General features: G+C 56.3%; 20 protein-coding genes. 8 read left to right on the forward strand and 12 right to left on the reverse strand.

The genetic code is table 11. The annotated features are described in order from the left end of the window. The first annotated feature begins 65 nt into the window (after positions 1-65). The 5 genes from ACXPUX_RS06635 (at position 66) to ACXPUX_RS06655 (ending at position 5602) form a co-directional block, all read left to right on the forward strand. Entirely contained in the window at positions 66-1424 is a 1359-nt protein-coding gene (locus ACXPUX_RS06635; RefSeq protein WP_458830960.1) for an ABC transporter substrate-binding protein, read from the forward strand. 54 nt (positions 1425-1478) lie between these two features. After that, the gene (locus ACXPUX_RS06640; protein WP_458830962.1) at positions 1479-2426 is read left to right on the forward strand and encodes a carbohydrate ABC transporter permease; all 948 of its coding nucleotides are present in this window, start codon (positions 1479-1481) and stop codon (positions 2424-2426) included. A gap of 23 nt (positions 2427-2449) precedes the next feature. Next, on the forward strand, positions 2450-3349 hold the full coding sequence (locus tag ACXPUX_RS06645; RefSeq protein ID WP_458830964.1) for a carbohydrate ABC transporter permease: 900 nt from the start codon (positions 2450-2452) through the stop codon (positions 3347-3349). Between the two features lie 73 nt (positions 3350-3422). Continuing rightward, positions 3423-4439 carry a PHP domain-containing protein gene (locus ACXPUX_RS06650; RefSeq protein WP_458830965.1) on the forward strand — a complete coding sequence of 339 codons (1017 nt, stop codon included), beginning with the start codon at positions 3423-3425 and terminating at the stop codon, positions 4437-4439. Between the two features lie 26 nt (positions 4440-4465). After that, positions 4466-5602 (forward strand): hypothetical protein, encoded by a 1137-nt coding sequence (locus tag ACXPUX_RS06655; protein WP_458830967.1) that lies wholly within the window; start codon positions 4466-4468, stop codon positions 5600-5602. A gap of 296 nt (positions 5603-5898) precedes the next feature. On the opposite strand, the gene ACXPUX_RS06660 is transcribed toward ACXPUX_RS06655, so the two are convergent. Both ACXPUX_RS06660 and secA read right to left on the reverse strand, forming a co-directional pair. Continuing rightward, positions 5899-7116 (reverse strand): M20 metallopeptidase family protein, encoded by a 1218-nt coding sequence (locus tag ACXPUX_RS06660; protein ID WP_458830969.1) that lies wholly within the window; start codon positions 7114-7116, stop codon positions 5899-5901. A 77-nt stretch (positions 7117-7193) separates the two neighbouring features. Next, positions 7194-10040: a preprotein translocase subunit SecA gene (secA, locus tag ACXPUX_RS06665; protein WP_458830971.1), complete on the reverse strand. Its 2847-nt coding sequence runs from the start codon at positions 10038-10040 to the stop codon at positions 7194-7196. A gap of 265 nt (positions 10041-10305) precedes the next feature. On the opposite strand from secA, the gene ACXPUX_RS06670 reads away from it, so the two are divergent. The 3 genes from ACXPUX_RS06670 (at position 10306) to ACXPUX_RS06680 (ending at position 13914) form a co-directional block, all read left to right on the forward strand. Further along, complete coding sequence (locus tag ACXPUX_RS06670; RefSeq protein WP_458830973.1) at positions 10306-11145, forward strand: lysostaphin resistance A-like protein; 840 nt, start codon at positions 10306-10308, stop codon at positions 11143-11145. A 156-nt stretch (positions 11146-11301) separates the two neighbouring features. Next, entirely contained in the window at positions 11302-11556 is a 255-nt protein-coding gene (gene rpsO, locus ACXPUX_RS06675) for a 30S ribosomal protein S15 (RefSeq protein ID WP_005925047.1), read from the forward strand. A 210-nt stretch (positions 11557-11766) separates the two neighbouring features. Further along, on the forward strand, positions 11767-13914 hold the full coding sequence (locus ACXPUX_RS06680) for a polyribonucleotide nucleotidyltransferase (protein WP_458830975.1): 2148 nt from the start codon (positions 11767-11769) through the stop codon (positions 13912-13914). Between the two features lie 129 nt (positions 13915-14043). On the opposite strand, the gene ACXPUX_RS06685 is transcribed toward ACXPUX_RS06680, so the two are convergent. The 10 genes from ACXPUX_RS06685 to ACXPUX_RS06730 form a co-directional block, all read right to left on the reverse strand. Further along, positions 14044-14889 carry a class C sortase gene (locus ACXPUX_RS06685; RefSeq protein WP_458830976.1) on the reverse strand — a complete coding sequence of 282 codons (846 nt, stop codon included), beginning with the start codon at positions 14887-14889 and terminating at the stop codon, positions 14044-14046. 80 nt (positions 14890-14969) lie between these two features. Beyond that, entirely contained in the window at positions 14970-16271 is a 1302-nt protein-coding gene (locus ACXPUX_RS06690; RefSeq protein WP_458830978.1) for an isopeptide-forming domain-containing fimbrial protein, read from the reverse strand. A gap of 370 nt (positions 16272-16641) precedes the next feature. After that, the gene (locus ACXPUX_RS06695) at positions 16642-17580 is read right to left on the reverse strand and encodes an LPXTG cell wall anchor domain-containing protein (protein ID WP_458830980.1); all 939 of its coding nucleotides are present in this window, start codon (positions 17578-17580) and stop codon (positions 16642-16644) included. Beyond that, complete coding sequence (locus ACXPUX_RS06700; RefSeq protein ID WP_458830982.1) at positions 17534-18238, reverse strand: hypothetical protein; 705 nt, start codon at positions 18236-18238, stop codon at positions 17534-17536. The genes ACXPUX_RS06695 and ACXPUX_RS06700 overlap by 47 nt, the downstream gene beginning before the upstream one ends. A 375-nt stretch (positions 18239-18613) precedes the next feature. Next, on the reverse strand, positions 18614-19789 hold the full coding sequence (locus tag ACXPUX_RS06705; protein WP_458830984.1) for an IS110 family RNA-guided transposase: 1176 nt from the start codon (positions 19787-19789) through the stop codon (positions 18614-18616). Positions 19790-20024: 235 nt separating this feature from the next. Continuing rightward, a complete protein-coding gene (locus ACXPUX_RS06710) occupies positions 20025-23672 on the reverse strand; it encodes an isopeptide-forming domain-containing fimbrial protein (protein ID WP_458830986.1) in 3648 nt (1215 codons plus the stop codon). Between the two features lie 22 nt (positions 23673-23694). Next, positions 23695-24285 (reverse strand): signal peptidase I, encoded by a 591-nt coding sequence (gene lepB / locus ACXPUX_RS06715; RefSeq protein WP_117526849.1) that lies wholly within the window; start codon positions 24283-24285, stop codon positions 23695-23697. Next, a complete protein-coding gene (locus ACXPUX_RS06720; protein WP_458830988.1) occupies positions 24282-24758 on the reverse strand; it encodes a hypothetical protein in 477 nt (158 codons plus the stop codon). The genes lepB and ACXPUX_RS06720 overlap by 4 nt, the downstream gene beginning before the upstream one ends. A 49-nt stretch (positions 24759-24807) precedes the next feature. Then, positions 24808-25041, reverse strand: coding sequence for a hypothetical protein (locus ACXPUX_RS06725; RefSeq protein ID WP_458830990.1), 234 nt, complete (start codon positions 25039-25041; stop codon positions 24808-24810). A 46-nt stretch (positions 25042-25087) separates the two neighbouring features. After that, the gene (locus tag ACXPUX_RS06730; protein ID WP_458830991.1) at positions 25088-25546 is read right to left on the reverse strand and encodes an InlB B-repeat-containing protein; all 459 of its coding nucleotides are present in this window, start codon (positions 25544-25546) and stop codon (positions 25088-25090) included. Positions 25547-25900: the final 354 nt, after the last annotated feature.

Genomic DNA, 25900 nt, shown 5'->3' on the forward strand with positions numbered 1-25900 from the left:
GAATCAGCGTACCGGCTCGCACGGCCGTGCGCTTTTAAAAAACACAAATGAAAGAAGGAACGATTATGAAAAAGATTTCTCGCCGCAGCTTCTTGATGGCTACCGGTACCTTTGCAGCCGCAACGGCTCTGACCGCCTGCTCCGGCGGCGGCTCCACCGGCAAGGCAAATACCACCGCTTCCAGCGCAGCAGCTTCGGCAGCTTCTGAGGTTGCTGACCCCAGCAAGTACGAAGTGACCGAGCCTATCACCATTACCTGGTGGCACGCACTGGAGTCCCAGTACGATGAGCTGGTGGCAGACGTTGTCAAGAAGTTCAACGCCACCCAGAACCTCATCACTGTGGAGGCTCAGTACATCGGCTCCTACAAGGACATCAACGAGGCACTGGTGGCTGCCCATGCAGCCGGCACCGGTCTGCCCGCCGTGGCAGTTGCCAACACCGACTACGTTGCCTCCTACGGCGACAGCGGCCTGTACGAGGATCTGGACCCCTACATTGCCGGTACCGGCTACGACGTGGACGACTTCTCCGCAGGTTTGTTGCTCAGCAGCCAGTACAAGGGCAAGCAGGTGGCGCTGCCTTTCCTGCACTCCACGCAGGTCATCTACTACAACAAGACCATGGCCGATGCCAACGGCTGGAAGATCCCCGAGAAGATCGAGGACTTCACCCCCTTCCTGGCTGAGGTTCACAGCAAAAAGGGCATCTACGGCACCGTAGTCCCGGGCTGGGATCAGTGGTATTTTGAGACTTTGTACCTGAACGAGGGCGTTCAGATCATTACCGACGACAACGACTGCGACCTGAGCAGCGATGCAGCACTGGGCGTGACTAATATGATCAAGGGCTGGTGCGATGCAGGCGATGCCTACTTTGCATCCGGTACCGATGCTTCCGCTACCATGCGCCAGAACTTCTACGACCAGAAGACCTTCTCGGTCATGCACACTTCTTCCCTGTACAACAACTACGTCAGCAAGTGCCCGGACTTCGAGGTTGGTATGGCATGGTATCCCGCTGCTACCACCGGCGATAAGAACTCTGAGGTGGGCGGCTGCGTGCTGGGCATCCCCTCCAAGAACGATCAGGCCACCAAGAACGCTGCATGGCAGTTCCTGCAGTTCCTGTGCGGCAAGGAGGTCAATATGGAGTGGGCCGAGGGCACCGGCTATCTGCCCACCCGTAACTCTGTGCTGGACACGGAGGAAGGCAAGAAATTCCTGGAAAAGAAGCCTGCCTTCCAGTGCATCTTTGATAACCTGAACCTCATCAATCCCCGCATCCAGAACGCCGCATGGAGCGAGCTTGCCACCACATGGAAGAACTACATGGAGATCATGATGAATCAGGGCGGCGATGTTACCTCCGGCTCCAACGATATGGTCACCGAGATCAACGAGATCCTGGAGGATCACGCCTGATCACAGAGGCTTGTCCCGTAACGCAGACCCAACTCTTTGAAAGGACGTGAGATCATGAAACAAGCTGCTGCTGGCTCCGTGCCCACCGTAAAGGCTGATAAAAAGCCCCTGTTCTCCCAGCGCACGCTGTCCAAATTCGTTGATTTTCTCTTTGTAGTGCCTGCGCTGGTACTGCTGGGTGTTTTTACCTACTATCCTATCGTTAAGCTGGTGCAGATCAGCTTTACCGACTGGAACCTGCTGAACGACACATGGATGTATGTCGGCCTGAAAAACTGGAAGTGGCTGTTTGCAGGCAGCGGCGCAAAGTACCTGTGGAACTCCCTCAAGGTCACCTTCCTGTACTCGATGGGCGAGATCATTGTGACCATGGTGGGCGGTATGCTGCTGGCTTTGCTGTTCAACCGGCTCACACGCTCCTTTGGGCTGATGCGCGCCTTCGTCTTTGTGCCCAAATACGTTGCCATGTCCTCGGCCGCTGTGGTCTTTCTGTGGATCCTGAACACCGATGCCGGTGTTCTGAACTACCTGCTGCAGTGCATCGGCCTGCCCGCTGTGGACTGGCTCAACCAGCAATCCACGGCGCTGCCCTCGGTGCTGATGCTGACCGGCTGGCGCGTCATCGGCTACGGCATGATGATCTACCTCTCGGCCATGATCGGCATCTCGCCGGAATACTACGAGGCGGCCTCGCTGGACGGCGCAAACGGCTTCCAGAAGTTCTTCCGCATCACCCTGCCGCTGCTGTCGCCCACCACCCTGTTCCTGCTGGTCACCACCTTCCTGTCCTCCATGAAGGTGTTCCAGTCGGTGGATATCCTGACCTCCGGCGGCCCTGCCCGCTCCACTGAGGTGTTCGTCTACCTGATCTACCGTTACGCAATGGTGGACTTCCGCATGGACCGTGCTTCCACGGCAGCGGTGATGTTCTTCCTCATCCTGCTCACCATCACGGTGCTCACCATGAAGATCTCCGACCGTTCCGTAACTTACGATTCCTGACCACTTGAAAGGAGAAACGCAAAATGGCTGATACCTATAAGCCCGTGGACAATGCGGCTCTGATCAAAGAGGTCAACGAGCTCCACAAGCATAAAAAGCGCCCACTGAGCTACCATGTCCAGACTGTGGTGGCGGTGCTGGTGACCATCATCATGCTGTTCCCGCTGTACTGGATGATCGCCACCTCCTTCAAATCTGCGGAAGAAGTGCAGCTGGTGATCCCCACCCTGTTCCCGCATGAGTTCCACCCGGAGAACTATCTGAACGTTCTCCAGAAGGCGAACTTCATGAAGTATTACTGGAACACCATCGTAATGACCGCAGGCATCCTGTTTTTGCAGGTGAGCACCGGCATTCTGGCTGCTTACGGCTTTGCCGTGGGTCGCTTCAAGGGCCGCGCAGCCCTGTTCTATGTAGTGCTTGGCGCTCTGATGATCCCGCATCAGGTCACCTTTATCCCCATCTACATCATGTGTGCCAACTGGAACCTGTGCGATACCTTCCTGGGTCTGATCCTGCCGGAGGCCGTGTCCGCTTACTACATCTTCATGCTGCGGAACACCTTCCTGTCCATTGACCAGAGCTACATCGACGCAGGCCGCATCGACGGCCTGAGCCGGTTGGGCACCATCTGGTATGTGCTGGTGCCCATGAGCAAGGCCACCATCTTCACCGTTACCCTGGTCACCTTCACCAATGGCTGGAACGCCTACTTCTGGCCCAAGATCATTGCCAAGAACGAGGTGCGCCGGGTGCTGACCGTGGGTCTGGCGCAGCTGAAGAACACCTTCGCAGGCCAGGCAGTTTCCAACTATCACGAGATCATGGCAGGCGCTGTGCTGGCCATCATCCCGGTGGTCATCCTGTTCCTGATCTTCCAGAAGTACATGATGACCGGCTATTCCAAGGCCGCCATGAAGTAAGATATCAGGCAAAAATCGCAAGAAGGGCAGCCCACGGCGGCTGCCCTTTTTGCTCACGGGAAAGGAGCATACTATGTTCTCGTACATTACCCCCCAAGCAAAGCAGTACCGTGCCAATCTGCATTCCCACTCCACCCTTTCGGATGGCAGACTTACCCCGGAACAGCTGGTGGAGGCATACCGGGAGGCAGGCTACTCCATCCTGGCCATTACCGACCACGAGGCTCCATACGACCACACCGCCCTTTCCACCCCGGACTTTCTCCTGCTGACAGGCTACGAGGCCTATATCCGGCCCTCCCGCACTGCTGCCTTTGACCCCTTCCGGCCGGAGATCCACCTGAACCTGCTGGCCAAGGACCCCCACAACACCGCCATCGTGGGCTTTGACCCCAACTTTTGCAAGTATATGCCCCTGGAGGTGGCACAGCAGCGGGAGCATTTGGGTAACCTGGGGCCCCGGCGGTACTACCGGGCCTATGTCCAGGAGTTTATGGACGAAGCCCGGCATGGGGGCTATCTGGTGGCCTACAACCACCCCTGCTGGTCCATGGAGGCAGAGGAGGACGTGCTGAGCTACCAGGGCTGCTTCAGCCTGGAGATGTTCAACACCGGCTCCCAGCTTATCAGCGGCGGCGAGAGCAACCTGGCCCTTTTTGACAAGCTGCTGCGCCGGGGCAAGTTCCTGTTTGTCCACGGAGCCGACGACAACCACAACAAGGAGCCCTTTGGCACCCTGCTGTGCGACTCCTTTGGGGCCTGGACCCAGGTGCTGGCCAAGGACCTGGAGTATCAGTCGGTGATCGAGGCCTTAGAAAAGGGGGATTTCTACGCCACTACCGGCCCCACCATTACCAACCTGACCTTTGACCGGAACCATGTGACCCTGGACTGCACCCCGGCCCAGCGAATCATTGCCCATGGCAGCCCCAAGGTGGCCCGGAACATCTGCAACCCCGATGGTTCGCCGGTAACCCATGCAGAGTTTGACATCCCGGACAAGGCCCCCTATGTGTACTTCTCGGTGCTTACCGCCGACGGCAAAGCCGCCCGTACCCGGGCCTTCCGGCCGGAAGAATTTCGTCGGTGACCCCTGCCCAGAAAGGAGTAGTTTCTATGCGTGGTTTCCATAAAGCTCAGTTCCTTTGCAGTTTAGGGCTGGCAGTGGCGCTGCTGGCAGGCTGCGGCGCCACCGCTGCCTCTCTGCCGGCCTCCTCGGCCCCGGCGGCGGCTTCTGCCGCTGCCCCGGCCCCGGAAGAAAAGATGCTTTATTCCCAGACGACCACCGTGGCTGCTGAGACTTACCTTGGCAACAGTACCTTTGCGGAGTATCTGGGCAAGGCGGAGCCGCAATTCCTCATTCCCGGACTTGCGGAAAACCTGATCCCCCAGGGCATGGATATATGCGATGCCACCGGCATTCTGTACATCTCCGGCTACTACTCCACCAAGGGCAAATGCTCTGCCATTGTGGCGGTGGATACCGCCACCGGCAGGCTGACGGCGGAATATCTGCTGAAAAAGCCGGGCAACCTGCCCTTTGACGGCCATGTGGGCGGCGTTGCCGTCAGTGATACCACCCTTTATCTTTCGGGCACCAATGACACCGAGGGCCGCACCACCATCCTTGCCATTCCCTTAAGCAGCCTGCCCGCCGAGGGCAGCCATGAGGTCACGGTGGAGCAGAGCATCCCGGTGCCGGTCTCGCCCTCCTTCCTCAGTTTTTCCGGCGGGTACCTCTGGGTGGGCAACTTCTACCACCCCGGTGCGGACTATGGGCTTTCGGCGGGTATGGACTATACCACCGAAAACGCGGAGGGCGAAAAGCTGGGCAGCTATATTATGGGCTACGATATGACCGGCGGCGACACCGGCCTTACGGTGGCAGAGGGCGACAGTTACGCCCAGCCGGACGTGGTGCTGGCAGCGCCCAACAAGATACAGGGCGTGGTGGTAAAGGACGGCGCAGTGACCCTGAGCCAGTCCTATGGACGCAAGAATAATGCCTGCCTGCTGCGCTACGCGCTGGCGCTGGACGAAGCCCAGGACACCGCCCTGACCGTGAACGGCAGGGAAGTGAAGGCCTACCTGCTGGACAGCGCCCGCCAGACTGCAGCCCTGACCGTGATGCCCATGACCGAAGCGCTGGCCGATGCCCCGGACGGAGGCATCTATGTGCTGTTCGAGTCCGGCGCGACCCACTATGCCAACGGCACTTACCGCACCGACCATGTGTGGAAGATGCAGTTCTGAGGCAGAATACACAATAATGGGATGAGGTTTTTGGAGAAATGATGAGGATGCTCGGGTTCAGTTTTGTTCTGCTGCTCTGTGCCGGTTTTGCCGCATATATGGGCGCTGTGCAGCTGGAGCGTTCAAGGCAGCGGGAAAAGAGCTCCATCGAGGCTTTTACCGAGCGGAGAAACGGCATAAGCTGCCTGTGCCTGTCAGTTTTGCTGGTAGTTCTCGGCGTAGGCCTTAGCCTGTAACGGCTGAGCTGCAACGAAAAAAGACCACCGGATTGCATTGTCCGGTGGTCTTTTTTATTGTTACTGGTGCTCTGCCAGCCAGCGCAGCGCCATATAGGTGTAGGCTGCCGTGCCGCGGTACAGAATGCTGTCGTCAAAGCGCACCTTGGGGTGGTGCTGACCGTAGGTGTAGCCCTCCTTGGCGTTGCCAGCAGCTAAGAACATACTCACGGTGGGCACTTCGTGGCTGACAAAGGCGAAGTCCTCGCTGCCGCCGCCGGGCTTGCCGCCGGTGAGCGGGGTCATATCCATCGCTTCCTTGCCCAGCAGCTCGGTCATATAGGTCAGGGCATTGCCCGCCAGCGGGGTGTCCACCACCATGCAGGGGCAGTAATCGCTGAACTCCACCTCGGCGGTGCAGCGGTAGGCGGTGGCTACGCCCTGTGCAATCTCGGTCATGCGCTGATGGATAAGGGCACTGACCTTCTGCTCCGGGTCCACAGTGCGGATGGTGCCCCACATATCGGCAGAATCCGGGATGACGTTGGAGGTCTTGCCTGCCTCGAACCGGCCGGTGGTGAACACGCCGAAGCCTGCGGGGTCCAGCTCACGGCTGTTGATCTCCTGCAGGGCAATGTGGATGTGCGCCGCTGCGGTGATGGGGTCGATGCAGGCGTTGGGCATAGAGCCGTGGCCACCCTTGCCGTGCACAACGATGTGATACTGCTCGCAGCTGGCCATGGTAATGCCGCCGCCCGGCACCAGCACCATACCGGCGGGCAGGGGCATCCCGGCCAGTACATGGAACATGACCGCTGCGTCTACCTTGGGGTTCTCCAGCAGGCCGCTGTTGATCATATCCAGCGAGCCCTGAAAGATCTCTTCTGCGGGCTGGAACTCCAGCTTTACCGTGCCCTCGATCTCGTCCTCGTGCTCCTTGAGCAGCTTGGCCGCGCCCAGCACCATGGCGGTGTGCATATCGTGGCCGCAGCCGTGCATCTTGCCGGGCAGCTCAGAGGCAAATTCCTCGCCGGATTCCTCCTGCAGGGGCAAAGCGTCCATGTCGCCCCGCAGCAGGATCACCTTGCCGGGACGCTTGCCGCCTGCAAGCGCCACCACGCCGCACTTGCCGCAATCCTGCGGGGTGTAGCCCATCTCAGTCAGCGCCTTTTTGACCAGTGCCTTGGTCTGGGGCAGGTCGAAGCCCACCTCCGGGTGACGGTGCAGGGTGCGCCGCCATTCCTGCAGCTGGGGTTCCAGCTGCTTTGCAGCTTCCAACAGCTTTTCCGGTGTGATCATTCCAAATCAGCTCCCTTTCATTTTATCAAAAGTCTCCCAGACCCCTGCCAAAGACAGGAGCCGGGAGGCTTTTCAGCTTAATCTTCGTTTGCGTCGGTGGGCAGGCCTTCCGGATGGAACTTGGCGCAGGTGCACTTTTTGAACTTCAGGCCGCTGCCGCAGGGGCAGGGGTCGTTGCGGCCAATCTTGACCACACGCACCGGCTGGCCCTTGGGGCTGCCCTTGACGCCGGGTGCGCCGTTGCCGGGCACAAAGCCCTCGCCGGTGGGCTTTGCCACCTGCTCCCGCTTGGGGGCGGAACCGGCGGCGCGCAGCTCGATGGTCAGCAGCATCTTGACGCTGGACTCCCGGATGGAATCCACCATCTGGTCGAACATATCAAAGCCCTCAATGCGGTATTCCACCACCGGGTCCTTCTGGCCGTAGCCGCGCAGCGTGATGCCCTGCCGCAGCTGGTCCATGTTGTCGATGTGGCCCATCCACTGGCGGTCTACGCACTTGAGCAGGCAGATGCGCTCCAGTTCGCGCATGACGGGTGCACCGTAGCGCACCTCCTTGGCCTGCAGGATCTGCATTCCGCGGTCGTACAACATATCGGCAATGCCCTGCTGGGAAAGATTATCAAAGTCTGCCACAGTGTAGTGGAAGTCGGCATCGGTGGTCAGCCAGCCCTGATAGTGACGGCGCAGCGCACCAAAATCCCACTCGTCCTTCACATCGCCGGAAAGGAACTGGGCGCAGCTGGAATCGATGTTTTCCCGCAGCATCTTGTGCATTTCGGTGCTGATGTCCTCGCCGTCCAGCACCTTGCGGCGCTGCCCATAGATGATCTCGCGCTGCTGGTTCATCACGTCGTCGTACTTCAGCACGTTCTTACGGATCTCGAAGTTGCGGCCTTCCAGCTTTTTCTGGGCGCTTTCCAGCGTATTGGTGATCATGCGGTTCTCGATGGGGGTATCCTCGTCGATCTTCAGGGTGTTCATCAGGCTGGACACCCGGTCGCCGCCGAACAGGCGCATCAAATCGTCCTCAAGGCTCAGGTAGAAGCGGGAAGCGCCCGGGTCGCCCTGACGGCCGGCACGGCCGCGCAGCTGGTTGTCGATACGGCGGCTCTCGTGGCGCTCGGTGCCAATGATGAACAGGCCGCCTGCGGCGCGCACCTCGTCGGCTTCGGCGTCAATGGCGGGCTTGTACTGGGCGTACAGCTGCTCAAAACGCTGACGTGCGGCCAGAATGTTGGCATCGGTGGTCTCGCCGTGACCGTTGGCTTCGGTCAGCAGCAGTTCCACGGCTGCCGGGTCGGCGTCCTGCGGGGTCTCGGGATTGAGCAGATTCTCGCAGAAGTGCTCCTTGCGCATCTGGGCTTTCGCCATGAACTCGGCGTTGCCGCCCAGCATGATATCGGTACCACGGCCTGCCATGTTGGTGGCGATGGTGATGGCACCCTTTTTACCGGCCTGCGCCACGATCTCGGCTTCGCGCTCGTGGTTCTTGGCGTTCAGCACGTTGAAATCCCGGGTGTGGCGCTGCAGCATCTTGGCAAGCGTTTCGCTCTTTTCCACGCTGACGGTACCTACCAGCACAGGCTGACCGTTCTTGTGGCACTCCATTACCTGCTCGATGACGGCGCGGTACTTGCCCTCCACGGTCTTGTAGATGGCGTCCGGGTAGTCCTTGCGCTGCACCGGGCGGTTGGTGGGCACGCTGACGATGTTCAGGCCGTAGATCTCGGTAAACTCGGTGGCTTCGGTACGGGCAGTACCAGTCATACCGGACAGCTTTTTGTACATACGGAAGTAGTTCTGGAAGGTGATGGTGGCCAGCGTCTTGCTTTCGGCGGCGATCTTCACGCCCTCCTTGGCCTCGATGGCCTGATGCAGACCCTCGTTGTACCGGCGGCCGATCATCAGGCGGCCGGTGAACTCGTCCACGATGATGACCTGACCATCCTTGACCACATAGTCGATGTCCCGCTGCATCACGCCGTAGGCCTTGATGGCCTGATCGATGTGGTGGGCAAGGGTCATGTTCTCGGCGGCGGCAAGGTTCTCTACCTTAAAATAGGCTTCGGCCTTTTTGATGCCGGCAGCGGTCAGGGTACAGGTCTTGTGCTTTTCGTCCACAACGTAATCGCCATCGGCCTGCTCATCGGTGGAGACCTTATCTTCCAGCTCCACCACCACGCTCTTGTGCAGGGTGCGTACAAAGCGGTCTACCTGCGTGTACAGGCTGGAGGAGTCCTCGCCGCGGCCGGAGATGATCAGGGGGGTGCGGGCTTCATCGATCAGGATGGAGTCCACCTCGTCCACGATGGCGTAGGCGTGGCCGCGCTGCACCATGTTGGCCTTGTAGGTCACCATGTTGTCGCGCAGGTAGTCGAAGCCGAACTCGTTGTTGGTGCCGTAGGTGATATCGGCATTGTAGGCGGCCCGTCGGGCGTCGCCGTCCATGCCCTGCACGATCAGGCCCACGCTCAGCCCCAGCCAGCGGTAGAGCTTGCCCATCCACTCGCTGTCGCGCTTGGCCAGATAGTCGTTGACGGTAACGATGTGCACACCCTCGCCGGTCAGGGCGTTCAGGTAGGCGGGCAGGGTAGCCACAAGGGTCTTGCCCTCACCGGTCTGCATCTCGGCAATATCGCCGCGGTGCAGGGCGATGCCGCCGGTCACCTGTACCGGGAAGTGCTTCATGCCCAGCACGCGCCATGCGGCCTCGCGGCAGACGGCAAAGGCATCCGGCAGAATGTCGTCCAGCGTTTTGCCATCGGCCAGCTGCTGTTTGAAAGCGGCAGTCTGCGCCTGCAAGTCGGCATCGGACATGGCCTGATACTTGGGCTCCAGTGCCAGCACCTGTTTGGTGATGGGGTTCACCTTTTTCAGCTCCCGGTCGGAGAAGCTGCCAAAAAGTTTTTCAACAAGGGACATAGGTCACACCTCATAAATCTTAAAAATCGGGCTGCGATGCGCCCGGAATCGCGCATAACAATACAAGTATATGATACACCAAAGCGGCAGACACGTCAAACCTGCAAGGCTATTTTAGCCTGTTTTTACATGAACTTTCTGTAAAAAGATGCTGCAAGCTGTTCACAACTCCCTGATCTCCCGGCAGCACAGTTTATTTTCGCCCTATCGCTTTTGGGGGAATCGTGGTAGAATAGGCTTATCATTGATAGGGAGGGCTGTACTTATGCTCAAACGACTGCGCACTGCGCACCCGATCGTATTCTGTGTTCTGGCCGAAGTGGCCTTTCTGGCAAGCCTGTTTGTCACCGACCTGATCTTTACCATTGTGCTGGTGCTGCTCCGGGCAGATTTTTCTGCACTGGATACATACCTCTACAGCACCCTGCAGGAGCTGGTGGGCGCATTGGTGGCGGTGCTGTTTCTGGTGCGGACAGACCGTGCCGGGCTGCTGCGCCGCCGCGGCAGCGGCTTTTTCAACGGCCTGCTGGTGGGCATGTACCCGCTGGTATTCATCGGCTACAACACCTTTGGTTCGCTGCTGCTGGGCCGGCCGGAGAATGGCACGCTGCAGCCCGCTGTGCGCATCTGCACCTTTCTGGCCAACATGGCCATGGTGGGCGTGGCGGAAGAGTTCATCTTCCGGGGCGTCATCGCCCAGACCCTGCTGGAACACTTCGGCACCAGCCGCGCCGGTGTGTGGAAGGCCTGCCTGCTGTCCGGTGTGCTGTTTGGTGCGGCGCACCTGACCAATATTCTGGGCTCGGCACCCTTTGGCGTGCTGATGCAGTGCGTGTTTGCGGCTTCGCTGGGCGTGATGTTTGCCGCCATCTACTTCCGTACCGGCAATCTGTGGGTGACGGTGTTCCTGCATAGCGCCATGGACATTGCTGCCATGCTCATCGGCGGGCTGTACGGCACCACCAGTGTGGCTGAGAGCGTAAGCGGCTACGATGCCTCGCGGCTGATGTCGGTGGCGGTGTACCTGATCCCCACCGTGTTTCTGCTGCGCAAAAAGAAACTGCCGGAGGTGCAGCTGTACTGGGGCGGTATTGTAAAAAATTAAGGCTTGCGGGCAAAAATCTTCTTGCAATCTGCTGTGCAATCTGGTATACTATATCTGTTACCGTGGCACGGGGCTGGGAGTATGCCCGCTTTTGGGAGAACCGTTTCCCACCGCTGTGCCATAGGCAGATAAATTACTTGAAAGAGGTACTGTATTATGAATAAGCAGGAAGTTATGGCCAAAGTCGCTCTGACCGAGAAGGACACTGGCTCCCCCGAGGTTCAGGTCGCTCTGCTGACCGCTCACATCAACGAGCTGAACGAGCACCTGAAGAAGAACCCTAACGATCACCACAGCCGCCGCGGTCTGCTGAAGATGGTTGGCCGTCGCCGCAATCTGCTGGCTTATCTCCAGAAGAAGGACATCGAGCGTTACCGTGCTCTGATCGCAACTCTGGGTCTGCGTAAGTAATTTTAACGGAGGGCAGGTACCGCAAAGGTACCTGCCCTTTGCTTTATGGATAGCTCCATGTATCCCATGCGCACAAAATAGCGGTGGCAGCGTATTGCAGCAGTAAATCGAACGCCTGTGCCTGCGGGCAGAGGCGCTGGATTTATTGCTATGATGCGCACGCCACGGCTTTTTGGATAGAACGATCCGAAAAACAAGGAGGCAGAAACAATGGCAATCGAATTTGGTTCCCGCAAAGAGACCTTTGACAACTTCAAGGTCTACGAAACCATGTTGGCCGGCCGCCCGTTCAAGGTTGAAATGGGCAAGATGTGCGGCCTGTCCAATGCCAGCGCACTGATCCGCTACGGCGAGACCTGCGTGATGTGCAACGTGGTCATGAGCCCCAAGCCCCGCGAGGGCGTGGATTTCTTTCCGCTGAACGTGGAGTACGAGGAAAAGCTCTACGCCGCAGGCCGCATTCCCGGCAGCTTTATGCGCCGTGAGGGCCGCCCCGGCGAGCGCGCCATCCTGACCAGCCGCGTGGTGGACCGTCCCATGCGCCCGCTGTTCCCCAAGGAGATGCGCAACGACGTGTGCATTACCATGACCGTCATGAGCCTTGACCCGGATTGCAGCCCCGAGATCGCCGGTATGATCGGCGCTTCTCTGGTGACCGCCGTGTCCGATATCCCTTGGAACGGCCCCATCGGCGGCGTGCAGGTGGGTCTGGTTGACGGCGAGATCGTGCTGAACCCCACGCAGGAGCAGCGCAAGGTGAGCGACCTTGCCCTGACCGTTGCCGCCACTATGGACAAGATCGTGATGATCGAGGCCGGCGCCAACGAGGTGGACGAGGACACCATGCTGACCGCCATCAAGACCGCACACGTTGAGATCAAGAAGATCATCGAGTTCATCAACAAGATCGTGGCCGAGCGCGGCAAGCCGAAGATCGACTTCCAGGTGGTGGGTCTGGACATGGACGTGTTCCACGCCATCCAGAACAAGTACTTGGACGACTTCAAGGCCGCTATGGATACCGACGACAAGAACGTGCGTGACGCAGCCCTGCTGCCCATCATGGACAAGATCGCCGAAGAATACCCCGACCTGTCCGCCGCCGATCTGGATCTGGTAAGCTACAAGATGCAGAAGTTCGTGGTGCGCCGCTGGCTGCTGGATGAAGGCAAGCGCGTGGACGGCCGCGGCATCAACGAGATCCGCCCGCTGGCCGCTGAGGTGGGCATTCTGCCCCGCGTGCACGGCTCCGGTATGTTCACCCGTGGCCAGACGCAGGTGCTTACCACCTGCACGCTGGGCGGCACCAAGGACAACCAGCTGATGGACGATTTGACCGACGAGCAGACCAAGCGCTATATCCACCACTATAACTTCCCGCCGTACTCTGTGGGCGAGGCACGCGCACCGCGCAGCCCCGGCCGCCGCGAGATCGGCCACGGCGCACTGGCCGAGCGTGCTCTGGTGCCGGTGCTGCCCTCTCTGGAGGAGTTCCCCTACACCATCCGCTGCGTGTCCGAGGTGCTCTCTTCCAACGGCTCCACCTCTCAGGCTTCCATCTGCGGCTCTACGCTGGCCTTGATGGACGCAGGCGTGCCCATCAAGGCACCCGTTGCCGGTATCTCCTGCGGTCTGATCACCGAGGGCGAGCGCTGGATGACCATGCTGGATATTCAGGGCGTGGAGGACTTCCACGGCGATATGGACTTCAAGGTGGGCGGCACCCGCAAGGGCATCACCGCCATCCAGATGGACATCAAGATCGACGGCCTGACCTACGACATCATTGCCGAGGCCTTTGAGAAGTGCCGCAAGGGCCGCCTGTATATTCTGGACGAGATCATCAAGCCGGTGATCGCAGAGCCCCGCCACGAGCTGAGCCGCTGGGCACCCAAGATGTTCAGCATGATGATCCCCACCGACAAGATCAAGGACGTGATCGGTAAGGGCGGCAAGGTCATTCAGGACATCTGCGCTACCTGCAACTGCAAGATCGATGTGCAGGAGGACGGCCATGTGTTCGTCTCTGCCGTGGATCAGGAGGACGCAAAGCGCGCCATCTTTACCATCAAGACCATTGTGGAGGACCCCGAGATCGGTGCCATCTACAAGGGCAAGGTGACCCGCCTGATGAACTTTGGTGCTTTCGTGGAGATCGCACCGGGCAAGGAAGGCCTTGTGCACATCTCCAAGCTGGACACCAAGCGTGTGGAGCGCGTGGAGGATGTGGTCGCCGTGGGCGATGCCATTGTGGTCAAGGTGACCGACATCGACCAGCAGGGCCGCATCAACCTGAGCCGCCGTGACGCTATTCTGGCACTGGAAGCCAAGCGCGCCGAGCAGCAGGCACAGCAGTAAACAAAACCGGCTCTCCCTCCGGGACGGACCGCTGAACAGGCAAAAAAAAGCATCTGCAGTCATTACGGCTGCAGATGCTTTTTTGTTGGGAAACCTATTCCGTGCAAAGCCGCGGATAAAAGCGGCTGCTCATTGCGTTTTGTGCGTTTCGTTCTTTGTGGAGCTGCGTTTGCGGGGAGCGAACAGCAGCCAGAACAGCAGCACCAGAAGCAGGGGCAGCGCCATGATGGGCGCGGTGAGGAGGGGCTCGATCTTGATGGCATCGGAGGTCACACGGATGTGCTTGAGCTTGTCCGGTGTGGTGATGCGGCGTCCCCGCACCAGCAGCCGGTGGGTGTTGATGCCATAGGGGGTGCAGGTCATCAGGGTGACGTAGTCCTTACCTTCGGCGATCTTCAGCTCATCGGTCTCGGTGGGCAGCACGATGGAGATTTTGTCTACCTCGTAGGTGAGCACCCGGTCCAGCACGGTGATGGTAAAGGTATCGCCCACTTCCAGCTGGTCGAGGTTGGTAAACAGCTTTGCGCTGGGCAGGCCGCGGTGCGCCGAAATGACCGCGTGGGTGGACGCGCCGCCCACCGGCAGGCTGGTGCCCTCCAAGTGGCCTGCGGCGATCTGCAATACGCTGTCGTCGGTGCCGTGGTAGATGGGCAGCTCCACGCCGATTTTGGAAATGGTGATGTAACCCATAATGCCGGTGCCGGTAATATCCAGCGTTTCGTAGTAGCCGGAAAGCTGATCCGGGCGGAAGAGGGCGTTTTCGTTGGCGGCCACCTGTGCGTTAAAGGCATCGGCGGCGTCAAAGTAGGCGCTGTAATCCGCATCGGTCATGTTGTCCACGTCCTGCGCGTAGCTTGCCACCGCGCGGGACTGGTTGCGTTGGTTGACGTAATCGCTGATGGTGGGGTATAACATCACGGATAGACCCACGAAAAAGACGAGGATCAGTATAATGGTGCTTTTGTTCTTTTTCATGGGCTACTCCCTAACGTTATAGTTTCAGGATCAGAGCAGGAGGCCTTGCGGCCCCGCTCTGTGCCGGGGAAAAGGAGAATTTAGTGGTTCTCCATGCGCTTTTTGGTGATGAGCAGGATAGCTGCTGCAGCCATCAGGCCGCCGCCGATCACATAGAAGATGGTGGTGCCGATGCCGCCGGTGCCGGGCAGGGTAGTGCCCTGCTTGTTCTCGATCCTTGTGGTCAGAGTGCCGTGTTCAACACTACCGTCAAATCTATCGCCGCCCGTCAGCTCAGTAAGCTGGGGATTATCAGCTTTGATTTGATGATCAGCGGTAACGGTAAACTTTATGGGCTCAATGGAGTTATAGCCAGTGGGAGTGATGATCTCCTTGATCATGTATTCGCCATCATCAATGCCCTTCCACTCGAAGGTGGTCAGTTCCTTGTTCTCAATCTCACCGTTTTCGTCAACGTTCAGTTGCTCGACCGGAGCATAAGCGTCATCACCCTCCATAATGTGGGAAGTGCCATCGGTGGGGACAGCAGGCAGTTTTTTGAACAGAGCAAAAGCTGCGCCGGGCAGAGCAATGCCGTCCTGATCGACCTTATTGGCAACAACTTTATAGGTGAAAACAATGTTCTTGTCCGGGGCAGTTTTGCCGTAACCATCGCCATTCGGGTTGTTGGAGAATATCAGATAAGCTTCGTTCGGGTTGCCGTTAGAACCAATGATAGCATCATCATCCAGAATGGCGGTATATTCAACCGTGATTGTGGAGCCGTTGGTTGCACTGTGCGCCTTCACATTGTCAATGGAAACCTTCAGAGTTTTAGAAGTAGAATCCCAAGAGGAAGTGTACTCTCCAGCATTCAAAGTTTTATCACCGACCTTGACGGAGGTGATAGAATCATAAGTCAGGTGAGTCATGGTATCGACAAACTCCACATAGTATGTGTCGAAGTTGCTCACATCGCCCAGAGTAGCAGTCAGCTGATAAGGAATAGTGTCGCCGATATCGTAGTCGGCAGAATCCTGCCAGTCAGTAGTATCGCCGGTGGAATCGTTTTTGTCCTTGACCTTCTTCTCAAGGGTGGGGATATCGGTTTTTACCTTGGGGGTAACAGTTTCAGCGCTACTCACCAGCAGAAGGGTCAGGTTCGAAGCATCGTATTGGCCTTCCACGGGGGTAACGTCTTTGATCAGATAATAGCCAGCAGAGGGAAGAGCAATGGTGCCAGTACCAGCGATTTTGGTAGTGGACAGATAGCCGTTAGCTACAAAGGCAGCAAACTTAGTGGCTTTTTCAGTAGTGAAAGTTGCTAGTTTCTCTGCAACATCAGAGGCGTTCTTGCAGGTGCTAAAATCACCAAGGGTGGTAGCGGTCTTTAAAGCGGCCAAAAGCTCAGTACCCTTAACACCGTTGCCCCACTCAACATCGGTCAGTTTACCAGAATCCAGCTTTGCACTGAAAATCTGATAAGCTTCAAACTTATGATTTTTAACGTTAACCTTAGAGTCGGTAACTTCCGTACCACCAGCCGCAAACGCCGGAATGGCCATGGCGCAAACCATAGCAACTGCCAGCAGTGCAGCCATGAGTTTCTTCATTGCTTTTTTCATGGAAAAAGCCCCTTTCTTTTTTGCCCCTTGCCGCCCCCTGTGTTTTTGTACAGGGGGGGTAGGGGTGTAGTTTTGTTCGGACTATCGCGTAAACTTTGCGCTGGGCGGGCGGGGTTTAAGCTCCGGCACGCCAGCAGAGAAGTGCAGTTTAGTCATCTGCCCTCCCTTCGCGTCTGCGCTTGCGGTAGATAAAACTATATGCCAGCGCAGACAGCATCATTGTGCCGCCCACGGCTGTAAACGGGAGTGTACCGGTGCCACCGGTAGAGGGGAGTTCGTAGTCAGAGAAACCGGTGTCGGTGTTGGTAAAGGTAAGGGTTCCGCCCACCTGTACGCCCTCCGGCTGGTTGTAAACTACGGTAAAGCGGGATGCGCTGACGTTTGTCTCCTTGATAAAGAAGATATAGCCCTCGCGGTAGTCATTATCAATGGGGACAGTGGTAGTCCAGCCTTGATCTTTAGTCAGCTGGATCACGTCTCCGTACGGTTTTGCGCTGGCTATGTTCGTATTTTGCTTGTAGCAGTACAGCTGTACATCCACTGCGGTCATGTTCACCTGATCTGCCTTCAGGAAGTTGCCGTCCTGATCCTTCCAGTTCTTGATGATGGTCAGGCTGTTGGCGGTGTTGGGCACATACAGGTCGTTGGACTGTCCGCTGGTGAAGAAGTTGACCTCGCTCTCGGGCGGAACCTCGCTTGCTTGTCCACTGTTGCCAACGGCAGAATTATAGGCAGCCTCTGCATTGGAGCCTGTACCCTGATAGATAAAGTAGTAGCGCTTGTTGCCACCATAGGTTGCATCGGTCTCCGCGCTGTAGCCATCGGGTACCTTTACCTCAATAATGCGGTACAGGGTGTTTTGCTTAAGGTCGGCCGTGCCTTCTGTGCTTGAGAAGTGGAAGGTAAGGTTGCCGTTGTTGTCGACCTCATAGCTGGGTTTGCTGGTATCGAAGTCTTTCCAGCTGTTAGTGATGGGGTCGAAATACTCCAGCGAGAATGCTGCACCTGCCAGCCCATACAGGTTGTTGCGCTTATCCACCTTATGGATGGTCACGCTTTCCTGATAGGCTGTGGAACCGCCTTCCACCTTTGTTTGATCTACGTACGTACGCGTCCTGGTAGCCTGTAATGGTGGCTGTGTTTTGCAGCTGAACATTAGCGGTTGCATCGGTCTCGTACACATACTCCAGCTTGAGCGGGGTCTGATCCGGCAGGGTAAAGACGGTGGTGTAAATGGGGTGGTTCTCTTCATTATACGTTAACTCCGGCGGGATGAAGCCATACTCAGCCTTGGGCACCTCCTCACCGGTATCGGTGTTGGTCAGCTTCACGCTGGAAAGATCAAGCGTTGCATGGACACCCGGAGACCTTACTTGCAGCACATCGGTAAGCGTGATCGTTGTGCCGGTTGTGTTCAGGTTGGCTGCGGCAGGGTTGATCGTCAGGGTGTACTTGACCTGTTTTTTCCCCGCTACCTGCTCGCCCACTTTATCAATGGGAGCAACCTCGCGCTTCATGTGGATGGAGACCGAGGCATCCTTGCTCTGCTCTTCCCAGCGAACGTTGTTTGTATAGGTGTTATGGTTGAATTTAAGGTTCTGCCAACGGTCATCCGTCATCTTGACGCGGTAGCGCAGCACAAGCTCGGTGTAGCCCTGCTCATTAAGCGTTGCAAAGTTGATCTTGTCCAGCCCGGTAATGTGGAACTTGAGGGTCTGCCCTTCGTCCTCGGTCGCGTCGGTCACCTCAAGACGGCCATTTTCTCGGAAATATCTTTGAAGACTGATCTCTTCGCCATCTACCTTGGAGGGGAGATCATAATACCACGGATCACTCGACATCCCCTGAGCGAATACGATAGAGGCCGACTGCACATTGCCATTGCAGAGACTAACTATTAAAAGTCAAGCCCCAAAATGAAAAAATCCGTCAACGATTCGCTGCCCCTGACAAACAGCATTCAAATGCTGGAATCAGAGCAGCGAGGGCGACGGAGAGAATAGCAAAGCAAGCCCGGCCAACCCTCGCAGAAACAGAATAGCATTTGAATGCTTCGGTTTGTCAAGGGTTCGCTGCGCCAGCTAAGTGGTTCTTGGATTTGGCTCAGGCTCTGGAGAAAATCAGGCAGCTGTAAGATATGTTTTTCCAGACTTCTGCAAAGCGTAGATCAGCCGCACGAGTTTCTTTGTGGCATGGGACAAGGCAACATTGTAATGCTTTCCTTCGGCACGTTTCTTGGCAAGGTATTCAGCAAAGACAGGATTCCAATGACAGACATACTTGGTTGCGTTGTAAAGGGCATATCGCAAATAACGAGAACCACGCTTCTCCATGTGAGCGTAACAGTTTGTAAGTTTTCCTGACTGGTATGTAGATGGAGAGCAACCAGCGTAAGCAAGGATTTTGTCAGGAGATTCAAAGTTGGAGAAATCACCGATTTCTCCAAGAATCATGGCGGCGGAGTGAATACCCATTCCGGGAATAGAAAGAAGTGGTGGATGCAATTCATCCATGATTTGCTGAATCGAATCTTCAATTTCATCAATCTCGGAGGTGAGTTCCCGAATGAGCTTAATGGTGTGCTTCAATTCCAGAGATTTGGCAGGCATAACGGAACCAATGGAAGTTTTGGCTGCATCTCGAATCTGGATAGCTTTGTCTTTTCCGTAACGCCCCTTAGATGCTGTCGCAAGAAGGTTTGTCAGCTTGGTAAGATGAACTTCTGAAACCTGCTTCGCACCGGGATATTCGCTGAGGAGCGAGTAAACCGAAGCAATATGGAGAGTTGGAACAAGCTGTTCCAATTCTGGAAATAAGATTGTAGCCAATCTGGATACGGATTGCTTCAGCTTGGCTCTCTCCTGGACTTTTTCAAATCTGTATCTTGTTAGTGACTTTAGCTCTTCGTTGTGGTATGCTGTATCCGTGTAGGACTTGAGGTCTACATCGGACAATAGCATAGTTGCAATCGTTCTTGCATCCACACGATCGGTTTTAGTTTTGCGAAGGCTGAGACTCTTTCGGTATAGATTGGTATGCAACGGGTTAATGACATAAGTTGGCAGACCGTTGTCAAGAAGGAACCCAAGGATGTTGTAGCTATAATGCCCGGTAGCCTCAAGCCCTACTTTTATTTTGTCTGACTTTTGAGTACAGTCTTGAATCGTTTGCAGCAGCCTTTTGAAACCATCTGAGTTGTTCGGGATGGTGAAGCAGTCAGCACGAACCGTTCCGTCCGAATCAAGAATACAGCAGTCATGCTTATCCTTGGCAACGTCAATTCCAACACAAACCATTTTGATACCTCCGGCGTATTTATTTCGATGCTGTTCAGGACCACAGACTTCTTTGCTCTTGTAACCTCGTTCTAAATAAACCGTCTAGCGGTATCTAACTGATTAACATTTCAACAAAGAAGCTGTGGTTGGAGCCTCCGCAAAACCGTTTGACGGTAGGTGATAAAGACCAATCCACAGCACCCTATAATTATTGTAGCATCCCGCTGGAGAGCGGTCTATAAATACTACTCTTTTATAATACGAGGTAGGTAACACCCTTGGGCAAGTTGTCGATAAGTGTGATCGTTGCTGGCAGTTCGTTCAGTGCAGAGAGATCCAGCGTGACCTGATACTCGATCTGATTTTCGCGAACTTCTTCGTTCTTATCATAGTCCAGCTCGGGCTTTGCGTAGTTGTTGAAATAGCTGCCATAACGATCATAATTTTCGCCGGCAAAATCGGAGTCATAGTAGAGCCGCCAGCCCTTTGTCATGCTTACGTCAGTACGGGGCTTTTTGTAGGGGTAGTATGCTTTGTCTCCGTTGTCAATGTAGTTATAGATGTCAACACTGTTGCCGACAGCAAGCTCGCTTACATCTACCGTTGTGCTGTAGGAGAAGCTCAACTTCTCGAGGTCGAGGGTGCAATTTGTAGTGTCAATCGTGGCAATAAAGGACTGCACATCGCGGTTATCATTCTCCAATTCGACCTTGGAACTATAATCCGGAAAATAATAGTATTCGACTTTAAGTTTGATATTGTTTTTCTCAAGGTCACTGTAGCGAAGCGCATTTGGCACTGTACCATCAAGATAGGTGAGTATCAGGCTGTCTTCAATAGCCTTCTGTATGGTCTTGGCATTACCACACTGAACTGCGCCATAACTTCTGTCAAAATGATCTTTAATCGTATATACCGCATCTCTATGCGGCATATTTACAGTGATCGTCCAAGGAGCAATAAGCGTGTTGGGGTCGTCCTTCTTTTGGGTAAGCGAACCGGAGGCGGTTTTCTTCGGTTCAAATTCCTGGCCGGGGATCGGGACTTCATAACCGTCTTCGAATTGGCTGTCTCCCTTACCGTATGTGACCTTGTTCTTCACCGATGCAGCGGTATCAGGAACCGTGCTCGAATACCGGAACTCATACCTCTGAGCGTTATCGCCCTCTTTGAAGGTGTAGGTAAAGCCAGGCTCTCCATCTGCGGTAGAAATGGTTTCTTTGAGCGAATTATCCCAATCTCCGTCATTTTTCTTCGTTACAAATAGCTTTATATCGCCATCGATCGTAGCTCCATTATCAAGGGTATCCGTTACGGTATAGCCATCCAGATCAGCTTTGAAAGGGTTCGTTACAGTAATAGTCCAGTCGATCAGACCGGTGGTTTCATTGTAGTTGCCTTCCTTTTCGACCTTGGAGTCCAGGTAAACCTCGCACTTAGCCGAATGACCCTCGGTTTTTACTTTGTTGTCAAGCTCAGCCTCGCCGGTGTAGGCAGTAAGAACATCGTAGCTCAGCACATATCGTTCTCCGGCTGTAAGCGCGGGAAGATTAGTGTACTCAAAGCCCTTGAAGTATTTGCTATCAAGACTTTTGGTAAACTTATCGCGGTCAAAAATGGGCGAGTAGACTGAGGAGTCTATCTTGGTCTCATTTCCATAAGCATCTATCTTTACCAGCTTGAACGAGCTCCGATCATAGGAAGTTTTATCGGTTAAGAGGGTGTCGTCACTCGTCTGCAGACCGTCTTGGATCCAGATCGGCTTTTGCCAGCCGTACTGCGAGGATACAACGACCTTATAGGGGATTCGGGCTCTGCCATCGGAATCCTCCTTGATGGTGTCCCAGCTCTTTTCAATTTCGATATCCTGCGGATCCTTCAGGGTTACAGTCGTACCGCCGGGGAATTGGATCTCAGTGCCGCCGGTCAATGCTTTTGTGTATTCCCAGTCGTAGTAGAACGAGCCGTCAAAACCATTGGTAAGATCGAAGTAATCATGACCAGTATCAAAGGTAAGGGTCGTAGTGCCATTTGTGGAAAAGATCTGCGTACCGATCTTATTCTTTTGTTTGTCAAGGATGTCAACTGTTTTATCCTCGGGCGGCTCAAGTCCACTTGGCAGCTTATAGGTCAGGGTGTTGTTGGTTGCACTCAGCACGCGGGCATCGACATGGTAATCGAACTGGGCGTTGACCGCCTTACCGAATTCCAGTTTGATATTACCCGTCTGTTCTTTGTTGTCGACTTTAAAGGTCAATTTGGTAATACCGCCCTTATGGGTATCCCGGGTTTCATCAAAGAAGTCAACGTATTGAACGGATGTAAAGGTGGCGGAGCCCTCACCCGCCATCGTAAGCATACTGGGGGCTTTCAGTGCGCCGTCAACGGCAGAGGAGAGCATCTCGTCTGCATACTGGGCATAGGCAACGCTCACCACGCCCAGAACCTCGGCGTTGGAAAGGGTGACCTCGGCCACCTTGCCGTCCACATCGCCGGAGATGACGGTCAGGGTGTCATCGTCCGCCTCGCTCACGATGCCCACGGTCTCCACGGGCTGAGCGTCAGTCACGGTGGTGGTCTGCGGCTCGGCAGCAGGGGAGACTGCGCTGGGTACAGCGGTGTCGGTGGTATCGGGAGTAGTCACACTGTCGGTGGTGGGGGCGGTATCCAGCGCAGCAGTGCCGGATTCCTCAGGCTCTGCGCCGTTCTCGCCCTCGGCGTCCATGCTGAACTGGTCGTCCAGACCGTCCGCTGCACCATCGGCGCTGCCGTCCACAGCCACGGTGCGGGTGACGTACTTATTATAAATAACGATGTCGCCCACATCGGCAGAACTGCCGTCCTCGCCGTCCAGCAGCCAGTCCATGTCGCTCATGGAGCTGCGCAGGGCAAGCACGCTGGCCTCCTGCGGGATAGCGCTCTGGGGGATACCGGCGTACTTCAGGCAGTAAGAGAGGAACATCACATCCCACTCGCCGTAGGGGTTGCCGTAAGACTGGCCGTAGCGGGAGTAGTAGCGCAGGGTCACGCCGTCCGCGGGGTCGATCTCAAAGTTTTTCTCGCTCTGCTCGTAGCCCAGCTGGGTTTTTGCCACGCTGAGCAGATCCTCGGCCCAGTTGCCGGAGATCTCGGCCTTGGCGTTGGCGGCCTGCCACTCCTCGGGGGTCTCAAGGTCGGCGGAGGTGTCGCTCAGGCAGGCTACGGTGTGGTGATGCTCCGGCAGGGGGCAGGTAAGCACTTCCTCGTAGCAGGCGTCAGTGTGGTGGTGGTAGATGGGCTCCACGGTGTCCACCACCGGCTCCAGTGCCACGGGCTTGGCTGCAGCCATAGCCGCCAGCTCGGCGCTCTGGGTGGGCTCTACCACCTGCTCCACAAGCTCGCCCTCTTCTAAGCCGCAGGTCAGCTCGTACTCGGTGGTGTAGCAGCTTTCGTCGTGGGTATGCTCAAATTTGTCGCAGATCAGGCTGCCATCCTCGGGGTCAAAGCAGTCGTCACCGTGGACATGCTCTTCCTCCATGCAGGTCAGGGTCTGCACCTCGGTGTAGCAGTCGTCGGTGTGCTCGTGGGGCACAAACTCGATCTGCGGCTCCAGTGCCAGCGGCGCGGGCTCTTCCTCAACGGTAGGCTGGCTGATGGCAGCGGCGGCCACCTCGTCCGCATTTTCAAGCTCGCCTTCCTCGTAACCGCAGGTGAGCACCTTGGTGTAGCAATCCGCGGTGTGGGCGTGTTCCTCCTCGCCGCACTGGTATTGCGCGGTCATGGAAATGCCCACGCCGTGCAGCTGCCAGTTGACGAACAGGGTGGTGATCATGGCAAGCGCCAGCACAAACGCGGTGTAGCGCCGCAGGGTGTGCCGGTTCTCGCGGAACCGCTCCATGTACGTTTTAAGAATGTCGTTCATAACGAAATACCTCCTCCCGGGGTCAATGGATCAACGAGAAGCTGGACAAGGGCCATATTCTCAGGAAAACCCTGCCCACGATCTGGCTTTTTTCAACGCAGCCTATCACGCTGCTGCGGCTGTCGATGGATGTGGCACGGTGATCGCCCAGCACGAAGTAGCGGTTTTCCGGCACCTGATAGGGGAACCGGATGTCGCATTCGCCCACGGTCAGCGCGTCCACATAGGGTTCGTCCAGCGCCACGCCGTTTACCGAGACTACGCCGTTCACGTCCATATCGATCACATCACCGGGCTGCCCGATGATGCGTTTGAGCAGCAGCTTGTTCTGCCAGTAAAACCCGCACAGCTCGCCGTTTTCAATGTGGTTGGATTTTACCAGCAGGATAATGTCTTTATCATTTAATGTAGGGTACATGCTGTCGCCGGAGACCTGAAGTACCGGCAGAAACAGCGTAGCCAGCAGCACGGCTGCTGCGGCCACCACCACCAGAATATAGATCGTACTGCGCAGCACCCGCTGGTAGCGGCTCTGGTACGCAAGACGTTCACGTTCTGCGGCCACTTCCTCGGTGGAAGGGATGGAAGCGAACCGGATATCGCGTTTTTTCATGTTTCCTCCGAAAGCAGGCCGTCAGTGCTGCGGTACTGGTCCAGCAGCTCGTTGGCCTTGCGGTCAAATGCCTGCCAGCGCTGCTGCACCTCCTGCTCGGCGCGCTCCACCATGGCCTTGCAGTCGGCCTCGGTCTGGGCGCGCTTTTGCGCGGCGGCGGCGGTCATGGCGTCGCATTCCTGCTGCGCCTGCGCCTTCAGGCTGTCGGCGTCTGCCTGTGCCTGTTCCAGAATGCGTTTGGCCTCGCTGCGCGCCTGCGAAAGGGTGTTGGCGGCGGTGGCGTTGGTGTCCGCAAGGCTGGCCTGCACCGAGTGCAGATAGTCATCGGCGGCGGCCTGCGCGGCGGCGAACACGTTGTTCAGCCCCAGCGCGGCCTGCGCGATGGAACCGGCGCTTTCCAGCCGCAGCTGCCGGTTCTGCAGCTGCGCAGTGATGCACTGAATTACAGCGTGTACGAAAAACGGGAGCCGCACTTTTTCGAAAAAAGCACGGCTCCCGTATCCAGACTTTGGGGTGATCCTTTTACTTGCCGAAGCTGCCCAGCAGGCTGTTCAGCGATACAAAGGACTGGTAGATGACGTTGACGTTGTTGATGATGGAGCTTGCACCGGAGAAGATGCGGGCGATGTAGTTGAACACCTTGCCGATGTCCAGGAAGGTCTGATAAGCGTTGTTGGCACCGCCGTCCAGATAGGTCATCTCTTCGGCTTCGATGGCGGAATAGCTGGCGGGTATTTTCATGGTAGAAGTAGTCATGGTAAGATCCCTTTCTTCAATGGTATCATTGCGTTTACAGCAGTGTTCAGAACATGGTGGCGACCAGCAGGGTGGTAAGCAGGGCACCGGTCATAAGTGCGGTGCCTACATACTTTTGCCACTGGACGGTGGCGGGCTGGGTGGTGGGCTGCGGCACGGTAGTGGTACCGGCCTTGGCAGTCCAGTGGGCGTAGATGGTAGCATCGGAGGTAAACACGGTGGAGGTGGTTACCTTGCTGCCGCCCACCGGCTCGGTGTACCAGCCGTCAAAGGTGTAGCCCGTCATGATAGGCTGCTCGGGCGTGCTCTCCAGTTTGCCGGACAGGTTCGTGTAGGTGACCACAGTAGAGCAGATGCCGCCTTGGGCATCCATACCAATGGCGTACACGTTCTCTTCCTTTTTGCTCCCTGAAGTTTTGTCGGCGGCAAATGCAGCCGGCAGTGCGCAGCACAGCAGCGTGAACAGGCAAAGCCCGACCACCAGCGTTTTCAGGAATTTTTTCATGAGATCCCTCGCTTTCCTTCACAAAGATGGAGACACTGTCCCGCCCGGGGGCAGCTCGGACATCGGCATAGCTTCTTCAACTTGCTTTTATCACATCCAGCGTACCAGAACCGCAACAAAAAATACAGTCTTTTGAGAAAATAATAAGAAAAATCAGGAAAAAAATAAATTTCACCTTTGCAATATGAATCTTGTGCCCCCTGCGGACTGTGTTTTTTGAAAAACGCATCCCGCAAAACTTGCCTTTCGTAAAAACATGGAAGAATATGGAAAACGCAGGATCCCGGCCACAAAGCCCAAAAACCGACCAAAACCGCCGCAAGTGCGGCAGACAGCGCACAGAAAAAGCTGCAA

This window comes from Faecalibacterium sp. PGM34 (genome assembly GCF_054456555.1).

What these genes read in the sequence shown, in the direction of transcription:
- ACXPUX_RS06635 (WP_458830960.1), top strand. Translation starts at nt 66, where the DNA reads ATGAAAAAGATTTCTCGCCGCAGCTTCTTGATGGCTACCGGTACCTTT.
- ACXPUX_RS06640 (WP_458830962.1), top strand. Translation starts at nt 1,479, where the DNA reads ATGAAACAAGCTGCTGCTGGCTCCGTGCCCACCGTAAAGGCTGATAAA.
- ACXPUX_RS06645 (WP_458830964.1), top strand. Translation starts at nt 2,450, where the DNA reads ATGGCTGATACCTATAAGCCCGTGGACAATGCGGCTCTGATCAAAGAG.
- ACXPUX_RS06650 (WP_458830965.1), top strand. Translation starts at nt 3,423, where the DNA reads ATGTTCTCGTACATTACCCCCCAAGCAAAGCAGTACCGTGCCAATCTG.
- ACXPUX_RS06655 (WP_458830967.1), top strand. Translation starts at nt 4,466, where the DNA reads ATGCGTGGTTTCCATAAAGCTCAGTTCCTTTGCAGTTTAGGGCTGGCA.
- ACXPUX_RS06660 (WP_458830969.1), bottom strand. Translation starts at nt 7,116, where the DNA reads ATGATCACACCGGAAAAGCTGTTGGAAGCTGCAAAGCAGCTGGAACCC.
- secA (WP_458830971.1), bottom strand. Translation starts at nt 10,040, where the DNA reads ATGTCCCTTGTTGAAAAACTTTTTGGCAGCTTCTCCGACCGGGAGCTG.
- ACXPUX_RS06670 (WP_458830973.1), top strand. Translation starts at nt 10,306, where the DNA reads ATGCTCAAACGACTGCGCACTGCGCACCCGATCGTATTCTGTGTTCTG.
- rpsO (WP_005925047.1), top strand. Translation starts at nt 11,302, where the DNA reads ATGAATAAGCAGGAAGTTATGGCCAAAGTCGCTCTGACCGAGAAGGAC.
- ACXPUX_RS06680 (WP_458830975.1), top strand. Translation starts at nt 11,767, where the DNA reads ATGGCAATCGAATTTGGTTCCCGCAAAGAGACCTTTGACAACTTCAAG.
- ACXPUX_RS06685 (WP_458830976.1), bottom strand. Translation starts at nt 14,889, where the DNA reads ATGAAAAAGAACAAAAGCACCATTATACTGATCCTCGTCTTTTTCGTG.
- ACXPUX_RS06705 (WP_458830984.1), bottom strand. Translation starts at nt 19,789, where the DNA reads ATGGTTTGTGTTGGAATTGACGTTGCCAAGGATAAGCATGACTGCTGT.
- ACXPUX_RS06710 (WP_458830986.1), bottom strand. Translation starts at nt 23,672, where the DNA reads ATGAACGACATTCTTAAAACGTACATGGAGCGGTTCCGCGAGAACCGG.
- lepB (WP_117526849.1), bottom strand. Translation starts at nt 24,285, where the DNA reads ATGAAAAAACGCGATATCCGGTTCGCTTCCATCCCTTCCACCGAGGAA.
- ACXPUX_RS06725 (WP_458830990.1), bottom strand. Translation starts at nt 25,041, where the DNA reads ATGACTACTTCTACCATGAAAATACCCGCCAGCTATTCCGCCATCGAA.
- ACXPUX_RS06730 (WP_458830991.1), bottom strand. Translation starts at nt 25,546, where the DNA reads ATGAAAAAATTCCTGAAAACGCTGGTGGTCGGGCTTTGCCTGTTCACG.